This window comes from Rhizobiales bacterium NRL2 (assembly GCA_001664005.1).
GTDB lineage: Bacteria > Pseudomonadota > Alphaproteobacteria > Minwuiales > Minwuiaceae > Minwuia.
In genome coordinates, this window is sequence record CP016093.1 from 1,508,736 (window position 1) to 1,524,258 (window position 15,523).

The following is a 15,523-nucleotide window of genomic DNA, read 5'->3' on the forward strand; positions in this document are numbered from 1 at the left end:
TGAAGCGGGCATGACGCTGATGCACGGCGACCAGACTACACCGCCAGCTTCACCTTCTCGTGGTCGTTGACCGCGTAGCAGTAGAGGCAGCCATGGGCGCAGGAATCATAGCGCCCGATGTCGCGGGATTCGGCGCATTCGCAACCCGGGCGGTTGCCCTTGCGCTTGGCGCGGAACGCCGCTCCGCCGATCCGCGCCAGGCGTTCCGCATCGACGCACTTCGCCGGCTTCAGTTCCTCTGAGAGCAGATGCGGCTGGCTGCAGAGTGTCGCGGTCATGCCGCGCGCGCTGGCGATCCTGCCGAGTTCGCCCAGCAATTCGCGCTTCGCCTCGTCGGGCGGGTCGTCGACGGCGAGGGCCGGGGCGTGGCGCTTCAGGTTGCGCCGGGACTTGGCGTAGAGCGTCGCCGCGGACAGGGTGACTTCATCCGTAACGCCTGTCAGGGCATCGGCCAGGCGGGCGAAATTCTCGCGGTGGAATACGGGTCCGGTCGCGGCGGTCCAGATGACGGGATCGTAGCGCCATATGATCGTGCCCGGGCCGTATTCGCCGGCGATCCGGCGCATCTCGGCGATGGCATGGTCTGATGGCGGCACGCCGCGCTCCAGCGTCTCGGGATAGCCGGTGACGGTGTACTGGACCACGAAGGGCGCGCGCTTGCCAGCCGCAGCCAATCCTTCGCGGAAGGGGCGGGCATTGCGGGTCCAGAAGATGAAGCCGTCGACGTCCGCCGCTTCCAGGGAGACGCGATAGGGCCGGCTGCCATAGGGGTTCGGCACGTCGGCGAAGCCGGCCCGGAGCTGTGACAGGAAGCGCGGCCCGTGAAAGGCCGGAATGTCGCTGCGATAGCTGGCCGATACGATCAGTGGTTGGGGTTCCGCTCGGCGAACGCCTTCTGCTGCTCGGGGCTGGCCTCGGACTGATGCTTCGCCTTCCACTCCGAATAGGGCATGCCGTAGATGATCTCGCGGGATTCCTCCTTCGACATCTTGATGCCCTTGTCCTCGGCGGCTTCGTGATACCAGTTCGACAGGCAGTTGCGGCAGAACCCGGCGAGATTCATCAGGTCGATGTTCTGCACCTCGGTGTTCTCGCGCAGATGGGAAACCAGACGGCGGAACGCGGCCGCCTGCAGCTCGGTTTCGGTCTTCTGATCCATGGCCGATCCTCCATTGTGCCGCATCAGATGTGGTTCATCGCCCGGGCGGAGTAAAGCGCTCAGTCGAGGCCTTCGGCGCTGTGCGCGATCAGTTCGTCGACCACGGCGCGGAAGGCGGCCGCCTCGTCGTCGCCGGCGGCCAGCCGTTTCTCGAAGGTCGCCATCTGCAGATCGGCGGAGGTGCCGCGCATGGCGATGTTGCGGGCGTGCCGGACCTCGGCCTGACAGCCAAGCGCCTCGGCGTCCTCGGCGGTCAGTTCCAGGATTTCCTCCAGCAGGTCGGCGAAGGGCACCTGTTCGCCGATGCCGAAGTCGACCAGCGCGCCGCGCGCGCCGTGACGCATGGCCAGCCAGCGGTTCTCCTTGATCAGGGCGGCCGGGTAGATGCGCCAGCGCTGGTTGCGCCGCTTCAGCCGCCAGAGCATGCGCAGCAGGCAGGTGAAGAGCGCGGCCACCGCGATCGCGTCGTCCAGCCGGGTGCAGACGTCGGTGACCCGCATCTCCAGCGTCGGGAACTTGGCCGAGGGGCGGATGTCCCACCAGAGCTTTGTGGCGTCCTCGATGACACCCGCGTTGATGAACTGGTGCACCAGACGCTCGTACTCACCGTAGCTGGAGAAGGTTTCCGGCATGCCGGTCCGGGGCAGGGCGTCGAAGACGGTGAGGCGGTAGGAACTGAGCCCGGACCGCCGGCCCTGCCAGAAGGGCGAGGACGTCGTCAGCGCCAGCAGATGGGGCAGGAAGTAGCGGACCTGGTTCATCAGGTCGATGCGCAGATCCTCGTCGTCGATGCAGACATGGACGTGCATGCCGCAGATCAGCAGCCGCCTGACCACGGCCTGCAGATCCCGGGCGAGGGTCTCGTAGCGTTCCTTGCGGGTGGGGTGCTGGCGTGTCCACTCGGCGAAGGGGTGGGTGGAGGCGGCGGCGAAGGCCAGACCCTCCTCAGCCACGGCGTCGCGCACGGCGCGCCGCAGCTCGGTCAGCGCCGTCCGCGCCTCCCCGACCGTCCGGCAGACCCGCGTGCCGACTTCGATCTGGGCGCGGAGGAACTCGGGTGTGACGAGCTGGTCCGGCGCCAGCTTCTGGGCCCGCTCCAGGATGGATTCGGGGGGATCGGCCGCGAGGTCACGCGTCTCGGGGTCGATCAGGAGGTATTCCTCCTCGATCCCGATGGTGAACTGCGGCTCGGCGGTCATGCGGCCGTCTGCTCGGGGAAGGCCCGGTTCGGCGCCAGCGCCTCGCGGAAGGCACGGGCGATGACCACGGCCCAGCGGTCGGCGGCCTCCTCGGTCTCGATCAGATCCTGACGGATCTCCAGCGCGATGTAGGGCCGGCCCGCGTCGATGCCGTGTTCGTAGATCGAGTAGGACTTCGGGTCGTCCACCGAATAGGGCTGGTTGTCGCCGACGGCGATTTCCGGATCGGCGCGCAACACTTCCACCAGCCGCCGGCTCTCCGCGCTCTGCCCGTCATGCAGCACGCCCAGGTGCCAGGGCCGCTGGGTGCCGCCGATGCGGGGCGTGAAACTGTGGATGAACAGCAGCACCGGCGGCTCCGGCCGGCTCATCGCGGCGATCCGGCGGGCGACCTCGTCATGGTACTGCTGGTGGGCAGCCAGCCGGTGGGCGCGTTCGTTGTCCCCCAGGTTCTCGTTGCCATGCACCACCGTGCCATCGGAGAAGCTGGCGACGCAGGTCGGATCGTCGGGGTAGCGGTTGAGGTCCACGAACAGCCGCGACAGCCCGGCCAGGATCGCCGGCGCATCCAGCAGTTCGGATAGCCGCCGGGTCACGGCGGCGGCGCCCACGTCCCAGGCGATGTGCTCGAACATCTTCTCCTCGGCGATGCCCAGGCTGCCATAGCCGCGCGGCAGGGCGTTGGAGGCGTGGTCGCAGACCAGCAGCGCACGCGCGGGCGCCCCGTCATTCAGGATGTGGAAGGCCGGCGGTTCGGCATCGCCCGTCGGTCTCAATGTCATGGGATCGAACATGACACGGATGGATAGCGCGGACGGGGCAGTATTTACAGGGTCTTGTTGCGCTGCAACGACGGATCAGACGCTGCCGGTCCAGTCCTGCTTCGACAGCGGCAGGTCGCGTACACGCTTGCCGGTCAGGCGGAACAGCGCATTGGTCACCGCCGGCGCGATCGGCGGTGTGCCCGGTTCGCCGGCGCCGCCCGGCGCCTCGTCGGAGGCGACGATCACCGTCTCGATCTCCGGCATCGTGTCCATCCGCACGACCTCGTAGTCGGGGAAGTTCGACTGCACGACCCGGCCCTTGTCGAAGTTGATCTGGCCCCAGAGCGCTGCCGAAAGACCGTAGACGATGCCGCTCTCCATCTGCGCGACCAGAGTGTCGGGATTGATCACCGTGCCGCAGTCGACGGCGCAGACGACCCGGTGGACGCGGGGTTGTCCGTCCTCGATGGAGACTTCGGCGACCTGCGCGACGATGGCGCCGAAGCTCTCGTGCAGGGCGATGCCGCGGGCGCGTCCCTGCGGCGGCGGGCTGTCCCACCGGGCTGCGTTCGCGGCGGCGTCCAGCACGGCCACATAGCGCGGCTTGTCGCGCATCAGGTGGCGGCGGTAGGCGTAGGGGTCCTTGCCGGCCCTGTGGGCCAGTTCGTCGATGAAACTCTCGGAAAAGAATGCGTTGTGGGAATGGCCGACCGAGCGCCAGAAACCGATGCGCATCGGCACCCGGCTCAGCACATGCTCGACACGCATGTTGGGCACCGCATAGGGCAGCCAGGCCGCGCCGTCGACGGTGGTGCGGTCGGGTCCGGCGTCTGACATGAACGGCATGTAGCGCAGCGTCGCCTGGCCCGAGACGGAGGGGCCGACGACCTTGTTCAGCCATGCGGTGGGATAGCCGTCTGCGTCCAGGGCGGCGCGGAAGTGCGACAGACCCGCCGGACGGTAGGTGTCCTGGCGGATGTCTTCTTCGCGCGACCAGATCAGCTTCACCGGACGGCCGGGTACGGCGTTGGCCAGCTTCACCGCCTGCCGGATGAAGTCGGGCTCCGCCCGACGGCCGAAGCCGCCGCCCAGATAGGTCACGTGGACGGTGACGTTTTCCTCCGGCAGGTCGGCTTCGCCGGCGGCTACCCACTGGCTGACCATCGGCCCCTGTGTCGGGGCCCAGATCTCCAGCTTGTCGTCCTGTCTGAGCGCGGTGCAGTTGATCGGTTCCATCGGCGCGTGCGCCAGGAAGGGCGCGCGGTAGGTCGCTTCGATGACCTCGCCCGCGGCGTCCAGCGTGGCGGCGGCGTCGCCGTCGTCCTGATAGCCGAAGCCGTCCTCGGCCAGCGCCGTCTCGAATTCCGCGAAGATGTCAGCGTCGGAAAGTTCCGCCGCCTCCGACATGTCCCAGGTCACGTCCAGCGTGTCCAGGGCCCGCCACGCGCGCCAGGGCGCATCGGCGATCACCGCGACGCCGCCGGGCACCGCCATGATGCGGTGGACGCCCGGCATCCGGGCGACCTGCGCGGGATCGAAGCGTTCGATCCCTGCGCCGACCACCGGCGGATGCTTCACGGCCGCGTAGAGCATCCCCTCCAGCCGGACATCCATGCCGAACACGGCCGATCCATCGACCTTGGCCGGAATGTCGAGGCGCTGGCGCGGCGTCCCGATGATTCGATAGTCGGAGGGGCTCTTCAGCGCCGGGCTTTCCGGCGGACTCTGCCGCGCGGCGTCCTCGGCGACGTCGCCATAGGCAAGGGTGCGGCCGCTGCCGGCATGGGTGATCACACTGTCGCGGGCGGTCAGTTCGCCCACCGGCACGTTCAGCCGTTCGGCCGCGGCGGCCAGCAGCATCGCCTTCGCCGCCGCGCCGGCCTGACGCATCGGTCCCCAGGCCGCGCGCACGCTGGTGGAGCCGCCGGTCGCCTGAACGCCGATCAGTGTGGAGAGCCAGGCGCCCATGGAACGCGCCTGGCGCGCCATGAAGCTGTCGTCATGCGGGCCGAAGGGAAAGCCCTCCGGCAGCATCACCTCGTTGGTGTAGATCGTATCGATCTCGGCGTCGGCGAAGGTGACCTTCGTCCAGTCTGCGTCCAGTTCCTCGGCCAGGATCATGGGCAGGGCCGTCTGCACGCCCTGGCCCATTTCGCTCCGTGGGACCGCGACGGTCACCGTGCCGTCCCAGGCAATCTTGACCCAGCCATTCAGCGCCGCCTCGTTGGCGGCCGGGTTCATCAGTTCCTCGGGCGTGCCCGATTCCCCGGGCGTGAGATACCGCCACCCGACGACCAGGCCGGCGCCTGCGACCAGCGCGCCACCGATCAGGAAGCGGCGGCGGCCGCGGCTTTTCGGCTTTCCGATCTTCTTCGCCATTGTTCCGCTCCTGCTCAGGCGCGCGCGGCGCGGTGGATCGCTCGGCGGATGCGGCTGTAGGTGCCACAGCGGCAGATGTTGGTGATCGCGGCGTCGATGTCGGCGTCGCTCGGCTCGGGCACCTCGTCCAGCAAGGCCGCCGCGGCCATGATCATGCCGGACTGGCAGTAGCCGCACTGGGGAACCTGCTCGTCGATCCAGGCCTGCTGCAGGCGGTGCAGCCGGCCGATACCTTCGATGGTGGTGATCTCGGCGCCCTCGACGGCTTCGACGGGCAGAACGCAGGTCGGCGTCGCCACGCCGTCGACATGGACGGTGCAGGCGCCGCATGCGGCCACGCCGCAGCCGAATTTCGTGCCGGTCAGTCCCAGGGTCTCGCGGATGACCCAGAGGAGCGGGGCGTCGCCCTCCACGTCAACCGTGACCGGTTCGCCATTCAGGACGAAGCTCGCCATTCCCGCCTCCCGAGATGCCGGCGATACAGCCGGCGGAGATTCAATGATGCCAACTTAACTGACCAAGGGTCAGTTATCAAGAACCGCAGCGAGCAGGGCGGCGAGGCCGGGGCGGACCACCGTCTCGAAATCCGGCCGGAGGTTCTGGAACTCGGCCCGTTTCATGACGTTGCGCGCCGATTTCGGTGGATCGGAGACCTGCCACAGGCCGATGACCAGGGCATAGATCTGCAGCAGCAGGGCCGGCCCGTCGCCCGGACCCAGCTTCGGAATCCGCGCCTCGGCAAGCGCACCGAGCTCGGCGAGGGCGCCGGATGTCGCCTGCTTGAAGGCGAGCACGGCATCCTCCGCAACCTGGCGCTCCAGGGTGCCATGACACTGGGCGGCCAGCCGCAGCATTACCGTGCGGCTGCGCAGGTCGGCGGTCATCCACTCTGCGATGCCTTCCGGGCTCGGCGTGCCGCCTTCCAGCGAGGCGGCGATGGCGTTGACCCAGGCTTCAAGCTCGTCGGTGAACAGGGCGAGGAAGATTTCCTCCTTGGCGCCGAAATAGAGATAGACCGTACCCTTCGCCAGGCCGGCCCGTTTCGCCACCTGGTCCACGCTGGGAAGCTCCCCGTCGGTTTCCACGAACAGGTCGCGGGCCGCGGTCAGGATGGTCTGACGGCGTTGTGCCTTCTCGATATCGCCGCGGGCGCGTCTGGGTCTGGTGGTGTCGGCCATAGCTGACCCAAGGTCAGCAATGGCGCTGCCCCTGTCAAGCGGCGGACGCGGGTGGCCGCCCATGCATGCGCCACTGCGGACAGCGCAATGGATCGGCAGGGATTTCCGGCATAATCTCCGTCGATGCCTGCTCACGACCATCCCGAGCCCCTGCCTCACGAGAAGGCCGAGGAAGCCCGCCTGCGCAATCGCGGGGTGCTGGTCGGCATGGGCTATCTGGTGCTTTCGGGCCTGCTGTTTGCTGTCTTCACGGCCATTGTCAGGTGGGTCTCCAGCGACCTTCACCCGGCGGAAACCGCCTTCATCCGCTACCTCTTCGGATTCCTGTTCCTGCTGCCGATCTTCATGGGCGCCCGGCGGCGCGAACTGAAGACCAAGCGGCCGGTGATGCATGTGCTCCGCGGCCTGATCCACGGTACCGGCGTGCTGCTGTGGTTCTACGCCATCGCCAAGATCACCCTGGCGGAAGTCACCGCGCTGGCCTTCACCGCGCCGGTCTGGGCGACGCTCGGCGCCTTTCTCTTTCTCGGCGAGACGGTCCGGGCCCGGCGCATCGCCGCGGTGCTGATCGGCCTGCTCGGCGCGCTGATCGTGCTCTTCGGCATTCCCTCCTCCCAGGCGGAACTGATGGCGAATCTGAGCGGCATCGGCCTGGGACAGTTCGCGATCCTCGTTGCCGCGCCTCTGTTCGCCTGCTCCAAGCTGATGACCAAGCGGCTGACCGATACCGAAAACACGACGGCGATCGTCGCCTGGCTGTCGCTGACGGTGACCGTGGTGCTGGCCATACCGGCGATCACGGTCTGGCGGATGCCGTCGCTGGAGGAATGGCTCTCGCTGGCCGCTGTCGCGGCGCTGGCCACCACCGCTCACATCTGCATGACCCGCGCCTGGCAGGCCGCCGACATTTCCGTGACCCAGCCCGTGGAGTTCCTGCAACTGGTCTGGGCTTCCCTGATCGGCATCTACATGTTCGGCGAGACGCCCACCCTCGGCATCTGGATCGGCGGCGCCGTGATCGTGGGCTCCGCCAGCTACATCGCGCACCGCGAGGCGCTGACACGGCGCCAGGAGCGGACGGCGGAAGCGGTTGCGGCCCGGCCGCATGCAACTTAAACCTTGCTCCACGGGTCAATGAGGGAGCATCCGATGGCGGATCAGAACCAGCAGTTCATCGACGGCGTGTTCAACGTCGGCATCCAGGATGGCGCCGTCCGCGTCGATTTCTTCACCTATTCCCCCACCCAGAAGGATGCCGAAGGCAAGCCGGCACGGCAGTTCACCCAGCGCCTGGTGATGAGCCCACAGGGCTTCCTGCAGACCTATTCGGCGCTCGACCAGCTCGTCCGCCAGCTCGAGGAGCGCGGTCTGGTGCAGCGCAAGGACGGCGCCGCGAAGACGACATCCGATTCACTGCCCGACACCGACGGCAAGAACTGAACCGTTGGCGGTCCGGGTGACGGCAGGGGAGGGCCGGTCACCATGCGCGATCTGATCGAGGACCTGGAGCGGCGCCGCGCGGCCACGCTGGAGCATGGCGGCGTCGAGCGCGTCGAACGCCAGCGCAAGGCCGGCAAGAACACCGCGCGCGAACGCGTCGCGATGCTCCTCGACGCCGGCAGTTTCGACGAGATCGGCCAGCTCGCCACCCACGCCTACACCAAGGTGACGCCGGTCAAGAACAAGGTGACCCCTGCCGACGGTGTCGTCACCGGCTTCGGCACTGTCGATGGCCGGCCCGTCGGCGTGGTGGCGGAGGATTTCACCGTGCTCGGCGGCTCGCTCGGGCTGATCAACTTCGAGAAGAAGTGCCGGATGATGGAGCTGGCCGAACGCGACCGCGTGCCGCTGGTCTGGCTGTTCGACGGCGCCGGCGCGCGTACCGACGAATATGTCGGCCAGGGCCTGGCGCCGATGCACCATTTCATGATCCAGGCGCGGCTTTCGGGCACCGCGCCCCAGGTGGCGGCGGTCATGGGACCGAGCGCGGGCGATTCCTCGCTGCTGGCCGCCATGATGGAATTCATCGTGATGGTGCGCGGCACGTCGATGCTGGCCGCTGGCGGCCCGCCGCTCGTCGCTTCCGGCACCGGGGAGACCGTGAACAAGGAGGAGCTGGGCGGGGCTGACCTGCATTGCGGCCATTCCGGTGTCGGCGACAACGCCGTCGACACGGAAGAAGAGGCCATCGCCGCGGTGAAGCGCTACCTCTCCTTCCTGCCCACCAATGCCTGGGCCTGGCCGCCATCGATCGAATCCACGGACCCGGCCGACCGGGCCGAGGAGGCGCTGCTCGACATCATTCCGGAGAACCGCCGCCGGCCATACGACATGAAGAAGGTGATCGACCTGGTGGTCGACCGCGACAGCTTCTTCGAGATCAAGCCCGACTACGCCAGGATGATGATCACCGGCCTGGCGCGGCTGAACGGCCATCCCGTCGGCATCTGCGCCAACCAGCCCAAGGTGCTTTCCGGCGCGATCACCGCTGCGGCGGGCCAGAAACTGCGCCATTTCATGGATATCTGCTCGGCCTACCATGTGCCGCTGATCTTCCTGACGGATACGCCGGGCGTCATGACCGGACCGAAGTCGGAGCGGGAGGCGGCGCTGCGCGTCGGCATGCAGGTGGCCTACAGCTTCGCCTTCGCCGACGTGCCGATCCTCACCTGCGTCGTCCACAAGGGCTTCGGGTATGGCGCCGCGGCCATGGGCGGCTACGGGGCGGGCCAGTCGGCGGTGCTCGCCTGGCCGACCGCCGACTTCAACGCCATTCCGCTGGACAGCGGCATCACCGCGGCCTACCGCGCGGAACTGGCCGCATCGCCGGATCCGAAGAAGCTGCACGCCGAACTGGTGGCTGAGTACAAGGATGTCATCGGCGCGGTGCCCGCCGCAGGGCAGATGAAGATCGACGACGTGATCGACCCGCGCGAGACGCGTCTGCGCCTGATCCGCGCGCTGGAGCGGGCGCTCAACCGGCGGACCGAACCGCCGAAACGAACCGTGCGGCATGGCGTGCTGCCGTGACCGCCGCGAAGGGGAGGACAGAATCATGGCACTGAAGATCGACTGCCAGCTCCGCGGGCTGGATTTCCGCGAAGTGGGCCAGCACGCCAGACTGATGGAGAACATGGGCTTCGACGCGGCCTGGACCTTCGAGGCCGGCCAGGACGCCTTCACGCCGCTGACGTTGGCGGCCGCGGCGACCGAGAAGATCCATCTGGGCACCAACATCGCCGTCGCCTTCGGGCGGAGCCCGTTCTCCATGGCGCAGACCGCCTGGGACATGCAGAAGCTCTCGCGCGGGCGCATGCATCTGGGTGTCGGCACCCAGGTCCGCGCCCATATCGAGCGTCGCTTCTCTATGCCGTTCGACCGGCCGGCGGCCAGGATCACGGACTATATCCGCTGCATGAAGGCGATCTTCGACACCTTCCAGAACGATACGAAGCCCGACTATCGCGGCGAGTTCTACCAGTTCACGCTGATGAATCCGTTCTTCAATCCGGGTCCGGTCGACAATCCCGATCTGCCGGTCTACCTGGCCGGCGTGAACCCGCGCATGTGCCGTGCCGCAGGCGAGGTCGCCGACGGGTTCCACGCGCATCCGATCCACACGGTCAGCTATCTGACGGACGTGGTGAAGCCCGCAATCGACGAGGGCGCGAAGACACGCGGCAAGTCGGTCGACGACCTGGAAGTCCAGTCCATGGTGCTGATCGCCTCCGGCGACACGCAGGCCGAGATCGACAAGGCGGTCGAGGACGTCCGCTTTCAGATTTCCTTCTACGGTTCGACGCCGAACTATCGCCCCGTGCTGGAGCACATGGGCTATGGCGATCTGGGCAAGGAACTCAGCCAGATGATGCGTTCCGGCCAGATGAAGGAAATGCCGAAGAAGATCCCGGACGCGATCGTCGAGCAGGTCGCGGTGATCGGCAAGCTCTCCGAGGTCGGCAAGGTGGTCCGCGAACGCTACGAGGGCGTGCTCGACCGGGTCGCCTACTACTATCCGATCCCTGCCGACCAGCCGGTCGAGAAGTGGAAGGCCTTCACCGACGAGGTCAAGCGCGCCGCCTGAACGGCGCGCGCGAGGGAAGACGGTCCGCCGGCTCGACGGTTGGCGGACCGCCTCCCCATCAGGCGCTTGCGGTCAGGCGGCGAAGGTCATCGCCTCCTTCGGCAGGCTGCCGACGAGCACGCCGTTGAGCACGGTGAAGTGCATGACCTCGTCTGCCGAGATCCGCGCCGCCGCCAGCGCAAGGTCACTGTTTCCGAACTTCGGCACCGCACCGATATAGGCGTTGGCCGCCTGCCGCTCCAGTTCGCGGGCAAGTTCCAGCACTTCGGCTTCCGACTTCAGGCTTCCCAGGTTCAGCTTCGCGGCGTAGTCGGCGTTGCTCTTTGCCTCGACGGGTTGGCCGCCCATCTTCGCGACCACCGAGGCCAGCGTGTCGCGGTGCTCCAGGTGATGACCGAGAAAGACCGTGGCTGCGTCCAGCGCCCCGGCGCCGAGCAGGCCGGAGCCGGCGGCGACCTGGTAGGCGCCGATGGCCTCGTGCTCCAGACCGAGGGCGAAGTTCAGCACCGCAACGTCATCGGTCATGCGCTCCGAGGAATGGCTTCCGGCCATGGATTCGCAGCCGGCGATGAGCGCCACGGCTGAGGCGGAAAGTACTGCCGGCGTCGTTCGCATGATGAAGGTGCGCTTCGACGCCGAAACGGGCGCCTGGCCGGGGGTGCGGGATTCTGTCATTACCCTACCTCATTTCAGAAACGTCTCCGTAGCGGGTGCGAACTGCGTGTCAGTTCGCTGCTGGGAAACTCATTCCCTTACGGAAACGACAGGTGACAGGATCGGTTTTCGCCTTGAAAAAGGCGGTCCGGACGCATCAAGTGTCTGTTAGCGGCCTGTGAAGCCGCCGACGACATTTCCGGGAGGTAACGATGAACGAGCAATCGCCGATGGGCGCACCGGCCCTGGGACTGAAGGATGGCAGGCTCTTTCGCGAGCAGTGCTATGTCGGCGGCGCGTGGAGCGATGCCGACAGCGGCGCGAAGATCGACGTCACCAACCCGGCCACGGGTCAGGCGATCGGCACGGTGCCGAAGCTGGGCGCCGACGAGACCCGCCGCGCCATCGAGGCGGCGAAGGACGCCCTGCCGGGCTGGCGGAAGAAGACCGCCAAGGAGCGGGCAGCCGTGCTGCGCAAGTGGTTCGACCTGATCATGGAGAACCAGGAGGATCTGGCGCGGCTGATGACCGCGGAGCAGGGCAAGCCCCTGGCCGAATCCCGGGGCGAGATCGCCTATGCCGCCAGCTTCATCGAATGGTTCGGCGAGGAAGGCAAACGGGTCTACGGCGACACCATTCCCAGCCATCGCGGCGATGCCCGCATCGTCGTGATCAAGGAACCGATAGGCGTCACCGCCGCGATCACGCCGTGGAACTTCCCCTCGGCCATGATCACCCGCAAGGCCGGTCCGGCACTGGCCGCGGGCTGCACCATGGTCGTCAAGCCGGCGACCCAGACGCCCTATTCGGCGCTGGCGCTGGCGGAACTGGCGGAGCGCGCGGGCGTGCCGAAGGGCGTGCTGTCGATCATCACCGGCCCGGCGAGCGAGATCGGTGGCGAACTGACCGCCAATCCGGTCGTGCGCAAGCTGACCTTCACGGGCTCCACGGATGTCGGCAAGAAGCTGATGGCCCAGTGCTCCGACACGCTGAAGAAGCTGACAATGGAACTGGGCGGCAACGCGCCCTTCATCGTCTTCGACGACGCCGATCTGGATTCAGCCGTGGAGGGCGCGATCCAGTGCAAGTTCCGCAACATGGGCCAGACCTGCGTCTGCGCCAACCGCATCTATGTGCAGTCCGGTGTCTACGACGCCTTCGTCGAAAGGTTCTCGGCCGCCGTGGCGAAGCTGCGGGTCGGCGACGCGCTGAAGAACGAAGTCGACCAGGGACCGCTGATCGACCAGAGCGGTTACGACAAGGTACGCGAGCACATCGACGACGCGCTGTCCAAGGGCGGCAGCATTGTCCAGGGCGGCAAGCCGCACGAACTGGGCGGTCTGTTCTACCAGCCGACGGTGATCCGCGACGTCACCCAGGAGATGAAGGTGGCGAAGGAGGAGACCTTCGGCCCGCTGGCCCCGGTCTTCCGCTTCGAGACCGAGGAAGAGGTGCTGGCCAAGGCCAACGATACCGAGTTCGGGCTCGCCTCCTACTACTTCACCCGCGATATCGGCCGCATCTGGCGCATGTCGGAGGGGCTGGAGTACGGCATCGTCGGCATCAACACCGGCCTGATCTCGTCGGAAGTGGCGCCCTTCGGCGGCATGAAGGAATCCGGCTTCGGCCGCGAGGGCTCGAAATACGGGATCGAGGACTATGTCGAGGTGAAGTACCTGCTGATGGCGGGCATCGACAAATAGCCGCCAGCCGGTCCGCCCGTGATTGCTCTGGACTTGGCTTGCCGCCCGTTGTGACTATCTGACCGCAGGTTGGACAACACGAACGAGCGGGGCCTTTCCATGAGCAATTACGACTTCGACCTCTTCGTCATCGGCGTCGGTTCCGGCGGCGTCCGCGCGGCGCGCATGGCCGCTTCGAACGGCGCGAAGGTGGCGGCCGCGGAGTCGAGCTGGCTGGGCGGCACCTGCGTCAATGTCGGCTGCGTGCCCAAGAAGCTGCTGGTCTATGGCAGCCATTTCAGCGAGGACTTCGAGGACGCTTCGGCCTATGGCTGGGACGTGCAGGTCGGCGGTTTCCACTGGGACCGTCTGATCGCCAACAAGAACAAGGAGATCTCGCGGCTCAACGATGTCTACCGGCGGCTCTGCGACAATGCCGGGGTAAGGCTCTACGAGACCCACGCGGAGATCATCGACAATCACACCATCCAGGTGGGCAACGAGCGGGTGACCACCGACAGGCTGCTGATCGCGACCGGCGGCTGGCCGTCCATGCCGGACGTGCCGGGCATCGAGCACGCCATCTCGTCCAACGAGGTGTTCTTCCTTGAGAAGCGGCCCGAGCGGTTCGTGGTCGTCGGCGGCGGCTACATCGCTCTGGAGTTCGCCGGCATCATGCACGGTCTCGGCAGTCACGTGACCCAGATCTACCGCGGCGAGCAGATCCTGCGCGGCTTCGACCAGGACGTCCGCGACGTCGTCTCCCGCGAAGTGAGGAAGAAGGGCGTCGATCTGCGCACCGAGGTCAATGTCTGGGAAATCGACAAGCGCGGCGAGAAGCTGGTCGCCAAGCTGACCGACGGCACCGAGATCGAGGCCGACTGCATCATGTACGCGACCGGCCGCCATCCCAGGATCGACGGCTACGGACTCGAACGGCTCGGCGTCGAGATCAGCGCCGAGGGCGGCATCAAGGTCGACGACTATTCGAAGACCAACATCGACAATGTCTGGGCCATCGGCGACGTGACGCACCGCATGGCGCTGACGCCCGTGGCGATCCACGAGGCGATGTGCTTCTACCGCACCGAGTTCCTGGGCGAGCCGGAAAAGGTCGACCACGACAACGTGCCTTCTGCCGTGTTCAGCCAGCCGCCGGTGGGTTCGGTCGGGCTTTCCGAAGCTCAGGCCCGGGCGGTCCACGGTGAGGTCGACATCTACCGCTCCGCCTTCACGCCGATGAAGCACACCATGACCGGCCGCGACGAGAAGACGATGATGAAGCTGATCGTCGCCCAGGACAGCCAGAAGGTCGTCGGCGTTCACATGGTCGGCCCCGAGGCCGGCGAGATCATCCAGGGCATCGCCATCGCGGTGAAGATGGGGGCAACCAAGGCCGACTTCGACCGCACCATCGGCATCCACCCGACCGCGGCCGAGGAGTTCGTCACCATGCGGCAGAAGGCGGCTTAGCAGCAGAAGAGGCAGTTGCGCCGTTCTGTCCAACGCCGAGTCCTGAGCGAACCGCAGGTTCGACTCGGGACCCACGCCTGGGCGGTTCCTGCCACGCCATGTCCAGTGGAATGGCTCTGGCGTGGGTCCCGGGCCCCGGCTCTGCCGATCCCATGACGCGGGTGTGGCCGACCCAGGCTCGGGGCCCATCCGCCCCGGTGTGCTTCAGGCGGCCTTGACGGCCTCCGGCTCCGGCGTGACGGCCTGCGCGGCGGCGGCGGGCTCGATCAGATAGAAGGCGGAACGGAAGCCGACCTGCAGATAGGCGATGCTGAGCAGCTTCAGTTTCAGGGACTTGGGCGGCATGCGGCGGAACTCCGCCACCCTGAGACCATGCTGTCCGGCGAGTTTCGCGATCTTCGGCCGGAACCAGGCCGGGAACTGCACCAGCAGCCGCCCGCCGGGAGTCAGGTGGTCGGCGGCCTCGGCGAACAGGATCGGCAGATAGCGCACGGAGGTCGCGAACTGCGCCTCCTCGTCGGCGAAATCGGCGGCGATGTATGGCGGGTTGGCGAGGATCAGGTCGAAGCGCCCCTCGACATTGTCGAACATGTCGCTGACGAAGGCGCGCACGTTGGTCAGGCCCAGGCGGCGTGCGTTCTCCGCGGTATTGCGGACCGCGACCTCGCTGATGTCGACGGCGACGACCTCGCGGGCGCGCGCCGCCGCGAAGATGGCGTTGACGCCGCAACCGCAGCCCAGGTCCAGAACCCGCTCGCCGGGCCGGCAATAGGCGGCCGAGGTCTGCTCGTTCTCGATCGGCTTGTAGACGCCGGGCAGGATGACCAGCTCCCGGCCCTCCAGCGTGATCTTCGGCCAGAGCGCGTTGAGCTTCCGGACATACCAGTACCAGAAGGTCATCAGGCCGCGCTTGTAGAGCGTATAGGGATGCATCGGCTTACCTCTCGGGGT

General features: G+C 67.1%; 15 protein-coding genes. 6 read left to right on the top strand and 9 right to left on the bottom strand.

Annotated features, from left to right (window positions below; all coding sequences use genetic code 11):
• Positions 1 to 35: 35 nt before the first annotated feature.
• From TEF_06970 to TEF_07000, 7 genes are all read right to left on the bottom strand, one after another.
• A complete protein-coding gene (locus TEF_06970) occupies positions 36 to 866 on the bottom strand; it encodes a hypothetical protein (GenBank protein ID ANK83325.1) in 831 nt (276 codons plus the stop codon).
• The gene (locus tag TEF_06975) at positions 863 to 1,183 is read right to left on the bottom strand and encodes an alkaline phosphatase (GenBank protein ANK80569.1); all 321 of its coding nucleotides are present in this window, start codon (positions 1,181 to 1,183) and stop codon (positions 863 to 865) included. The genes TEF_06970 and TEF_06975 overlap by 4 nt, the downstream gene beginning before the upstream one ends.
• Positions 1,184 to 1,218: 35 nt before the next feature.
• Positions 1,219 to 2,358, bottom strand: coding sequence for a carboxylate-amine ligase (locus tag TEF_06980; protein ID ANK80570.1), 1,140 nt, complete (start codon positions 2,356 to 2,358; stop codon positions 1,219 to 1,221).
• Positions 2,355 to 3,152: a hypothetical protein gene (locus tag TEF_06985; GenBank protein ANK80571.1), complete on the bottom strand. Its 798-nt coding sequence runs from the start codon at positions 3,150 to 3,152 to the stop codon at positions 2,355 to 2,357. The genes TEF_06980 and TEF_06985 overlap by 4 nt, the downstream gene beginning before the upstream one ends.
• Before the next feature lie 63 nt (positions 3,153 to 3,215).
• Positions 3,216 to 5,501 carry a hypothetical protein gene (locus TEF_06990; protein ID ANK80572.1) on the bottom strand — a complete coding sequence of 762 codons (2,286 nt, stop codon included), beginning with the start codon at positions 5,499 to 5,501 and terminating at the stop codon, positions 3,216 to 3,218.
• 14 nt (positions 5,502 to 5,515) lie between these two features.
• Positions 5,516 to 5,956, bottom strand: coding sequence for a (2Fe-2S)-binding protein (locus TEF_06995; protein ID ANK80573.1), 441 nt, complete (start codon positions 5,954 to 5,956; stop codon positions 5,516 to 5,518).
• A gap of 69 nt (positions 5,957 to 6,025) precedes the next feature.
• A complete protein-coding gene (locus TEF_07000) occupies positions 6,026 to 6,679 on the bottom strand; it encodes a hypothetical protein (protein ANK80574.1) in 654 nt (217 codons plus the stop codon).
• Positions 6,680 to 6,886: 207 nt separating this feature from the next.
• Here TEF_07000 and TEF_07005 point away from each other — a divergent pair, with 207 nt between their 5' ends.
• From TEF_07005 to TEF_07020, 4 genes are read left to right on the top strand one after another with little or no spacing between them, the layout of a single operon-like run.
• Positions 6,887 to 7,795 (top strand): hypothetical protein, encoded by a 909-nt coding sequence (locus TEF_07005; GenBank protein ANK83326.1) that lies wholly within the window; start codon positions 6,887 to 6,889, stop codon positions 7,793 to 7,795.
• Between the two features lie 33 nt (positions 7,796 to 7,828).
• Positions 7,829 to 8,119 (top strand): hypothetical protein, encoded by a 291-nt coding sequence (locus tag TEF_07010; GenBank protein ANK80575.1) that lies wholly within the window; start codon positions 7,829 to 7,831, stop codon positions 8,117 to 8,119.
• 42 nt (positions 8,120 to 8,161) lie between these two features.
• Positions 8,162 to 9,709, top strand: a complete 1,548-nt coding sequence (locus TEF_07015; protein ID ANK80576.1) for a hypothetical protein — start codon at positions 8,162 to 8,164, stop codon at positions 9,707 to 9,709.
• Between the two features lie 25 nt (positions 9,710 to 9,734).
• Complete coding sequence (locus TEF_07020; protein ANK83327.1) at positions 9,735 to 10,763, top strand: hypothetical protein; 1,029 nt, start codon at positions 9,735 to 9,737, stop codon at positions 10,761 to 10,763.
• Positions 10,764 to 10,835: 72 nt separating this feature from the next.
• Here TEF_07020 and TEF_07025 read toward each other — a convergent pair whose 3' ends face one another.
• Positions 10,836 to 11,438: a hypothetical protein gene (locus TEF_07025; GenBank protein ANK80577.1), complete on the bottom strand. Its 603-nt coding sequence runs from the start codon at positions 11,436 to 11,438 to the stop codon at positions 10,836 to 10,838.
• Positions 11,439 to 11,647: 209 nt separating this feature from the next.
• On the opposite strand from TEF_07025, the gene gabD reads away from it, so the two are divergent.
• Both gabD and TEF_07035 read left to right on the top strand, forming a co-directional pair.
• Entirely contained in the window at positions 11,648 to 13,120 is a 1,473-nt protein-coding gene (gene gabD / locus TEF_07030) for a succinate-semialdehyde dehydrogenase (NADP(+)) (protein ANK80578.1), read from the top strand.
• Positions 13,121 to 13,219: 99 nt separating this feature from the next.
• Positions 13,220 to 14,572 (top strand): glutathione-disulfide reductase, encoded by a 1,353-nt coding sequence (locus TEF_07035; GenBank protein ANK83328.1) that lies wholly within the window; start codon positions 13,220 to 13,222, stop codon positions 14,570 to 14,572.
• Between the two features lie 204 nt (positions 14,573 to 14,776).
• Here the strand turns inward: TEF_07035 and TEF_07040 are convergent, their stop codons facing one another.
• Positions 14,777 to 15,505, bottom strand: a complete 729-nt coding sequence (locus TEF_07040) for a hypothetical protein (protein ID ANK80579.1) — start codon at positions 15,503 to 15,505, stop codon at positions 14,777 to 14,779.
• Between the last annotated feature and the right edge of the window lie 18 nt (positions 15,506 to 15,523).

Bases quoted from the DNA above. Each gene is read 5' to 3' on its own strand.
- TEF_07010 (ANK80575.1), top strand. From the start codon at position 7,829: ATGGCGGATCAGAACCAGCAGTTCATCGACGGCGTGTTCAACGTCGGC.
- TEF_07015 (ANK80576.1), top strand. From the start codon at position 8,162: ATGCGCGATCTGATCGAGGACCTGGAGCGGCGCCGCGCGGCCACGCTG.
- TEF_07040 (ANK80579.1), bottom strand. From the start codon at position 15,505: ATGCATCCCTATACGCTCTACAAGCGCGGCCTGATGACCTTCTGGTAC.
- TEF_06980 (ANK80570.1), bottom strand. From the start codon at position 2,358: ATGACCGCCGAGCCGCAGTTCACCATCGGGATCGAGGAGGAATACCTC.
- TEF_06990 (ANK80572.1), bottom strand. From the start codon at position 5,501: ATGGCGAAGAAGATCGGAAAGCCGAAAAGCCGCGGCCGCCGCCGCTTC.
- TEF_07020 (ANK83327.1), top strand. From the start codon at position 9,735: ATGGCACTGAAGATCGACTGCCAGCTCCGCGGGCTGGATTTCCGCGAA.
- TEF_06975 (ANK80569.1), bottom strand. From the start codon at position 1,183: ATGCGGCACAATGGAGGATCGGCCATGGATCAGAAGACCGAAACCGAG.
- TEF_06995 (ANK80573.1), bottom strand. From the start codon at position 5,956: ATGGCGAGCTTCGTCCTGAATGGCGAACCGGTCACGGTTGACGTGGAG.
- TEF_07005 (ANK83326.1), top strand. From the start codon at position 6,887: ATGGGCTATCTGGTGCTTTCGGGCCTGCTGTTTGCTGTCTTCACGGCC.
- TEF_07035 (ANK83328.1), top strand. From the start codon at position 13,220: ATGAGCAATTACGACTTCGACCTCTTCGTCATCGGCGTCGGTTCCGGC.
- TEF_07025 (ANK80577.1), bottom strand. From the start codon at position 11,438: ATGACAGAATCCCGCACCCCCGGCCAGGCGCCCGTTTCGGCGTCGAAG.
- gabD (ANK80578.1), top strand. From the start codon at position 11,648: ATGGGCGCACCGGCCCTGGGACTGAAGGATGGCAGGCTCTTTCGCGAG.
- TEF_06985 (ANK80571.1), bottom strand. From the start codon at position 3,152: ATGTTCGATCCCATGACATTGAGACCGACGGGCGATGCCGAACCGCCG.
- TEF_07000 (ANK80574.1), bottom strand. From the start codon at position 6,679: ATGGCCGACACCACCAGACCCAGACGCGCCCGCGGCGATATCGAGAAG.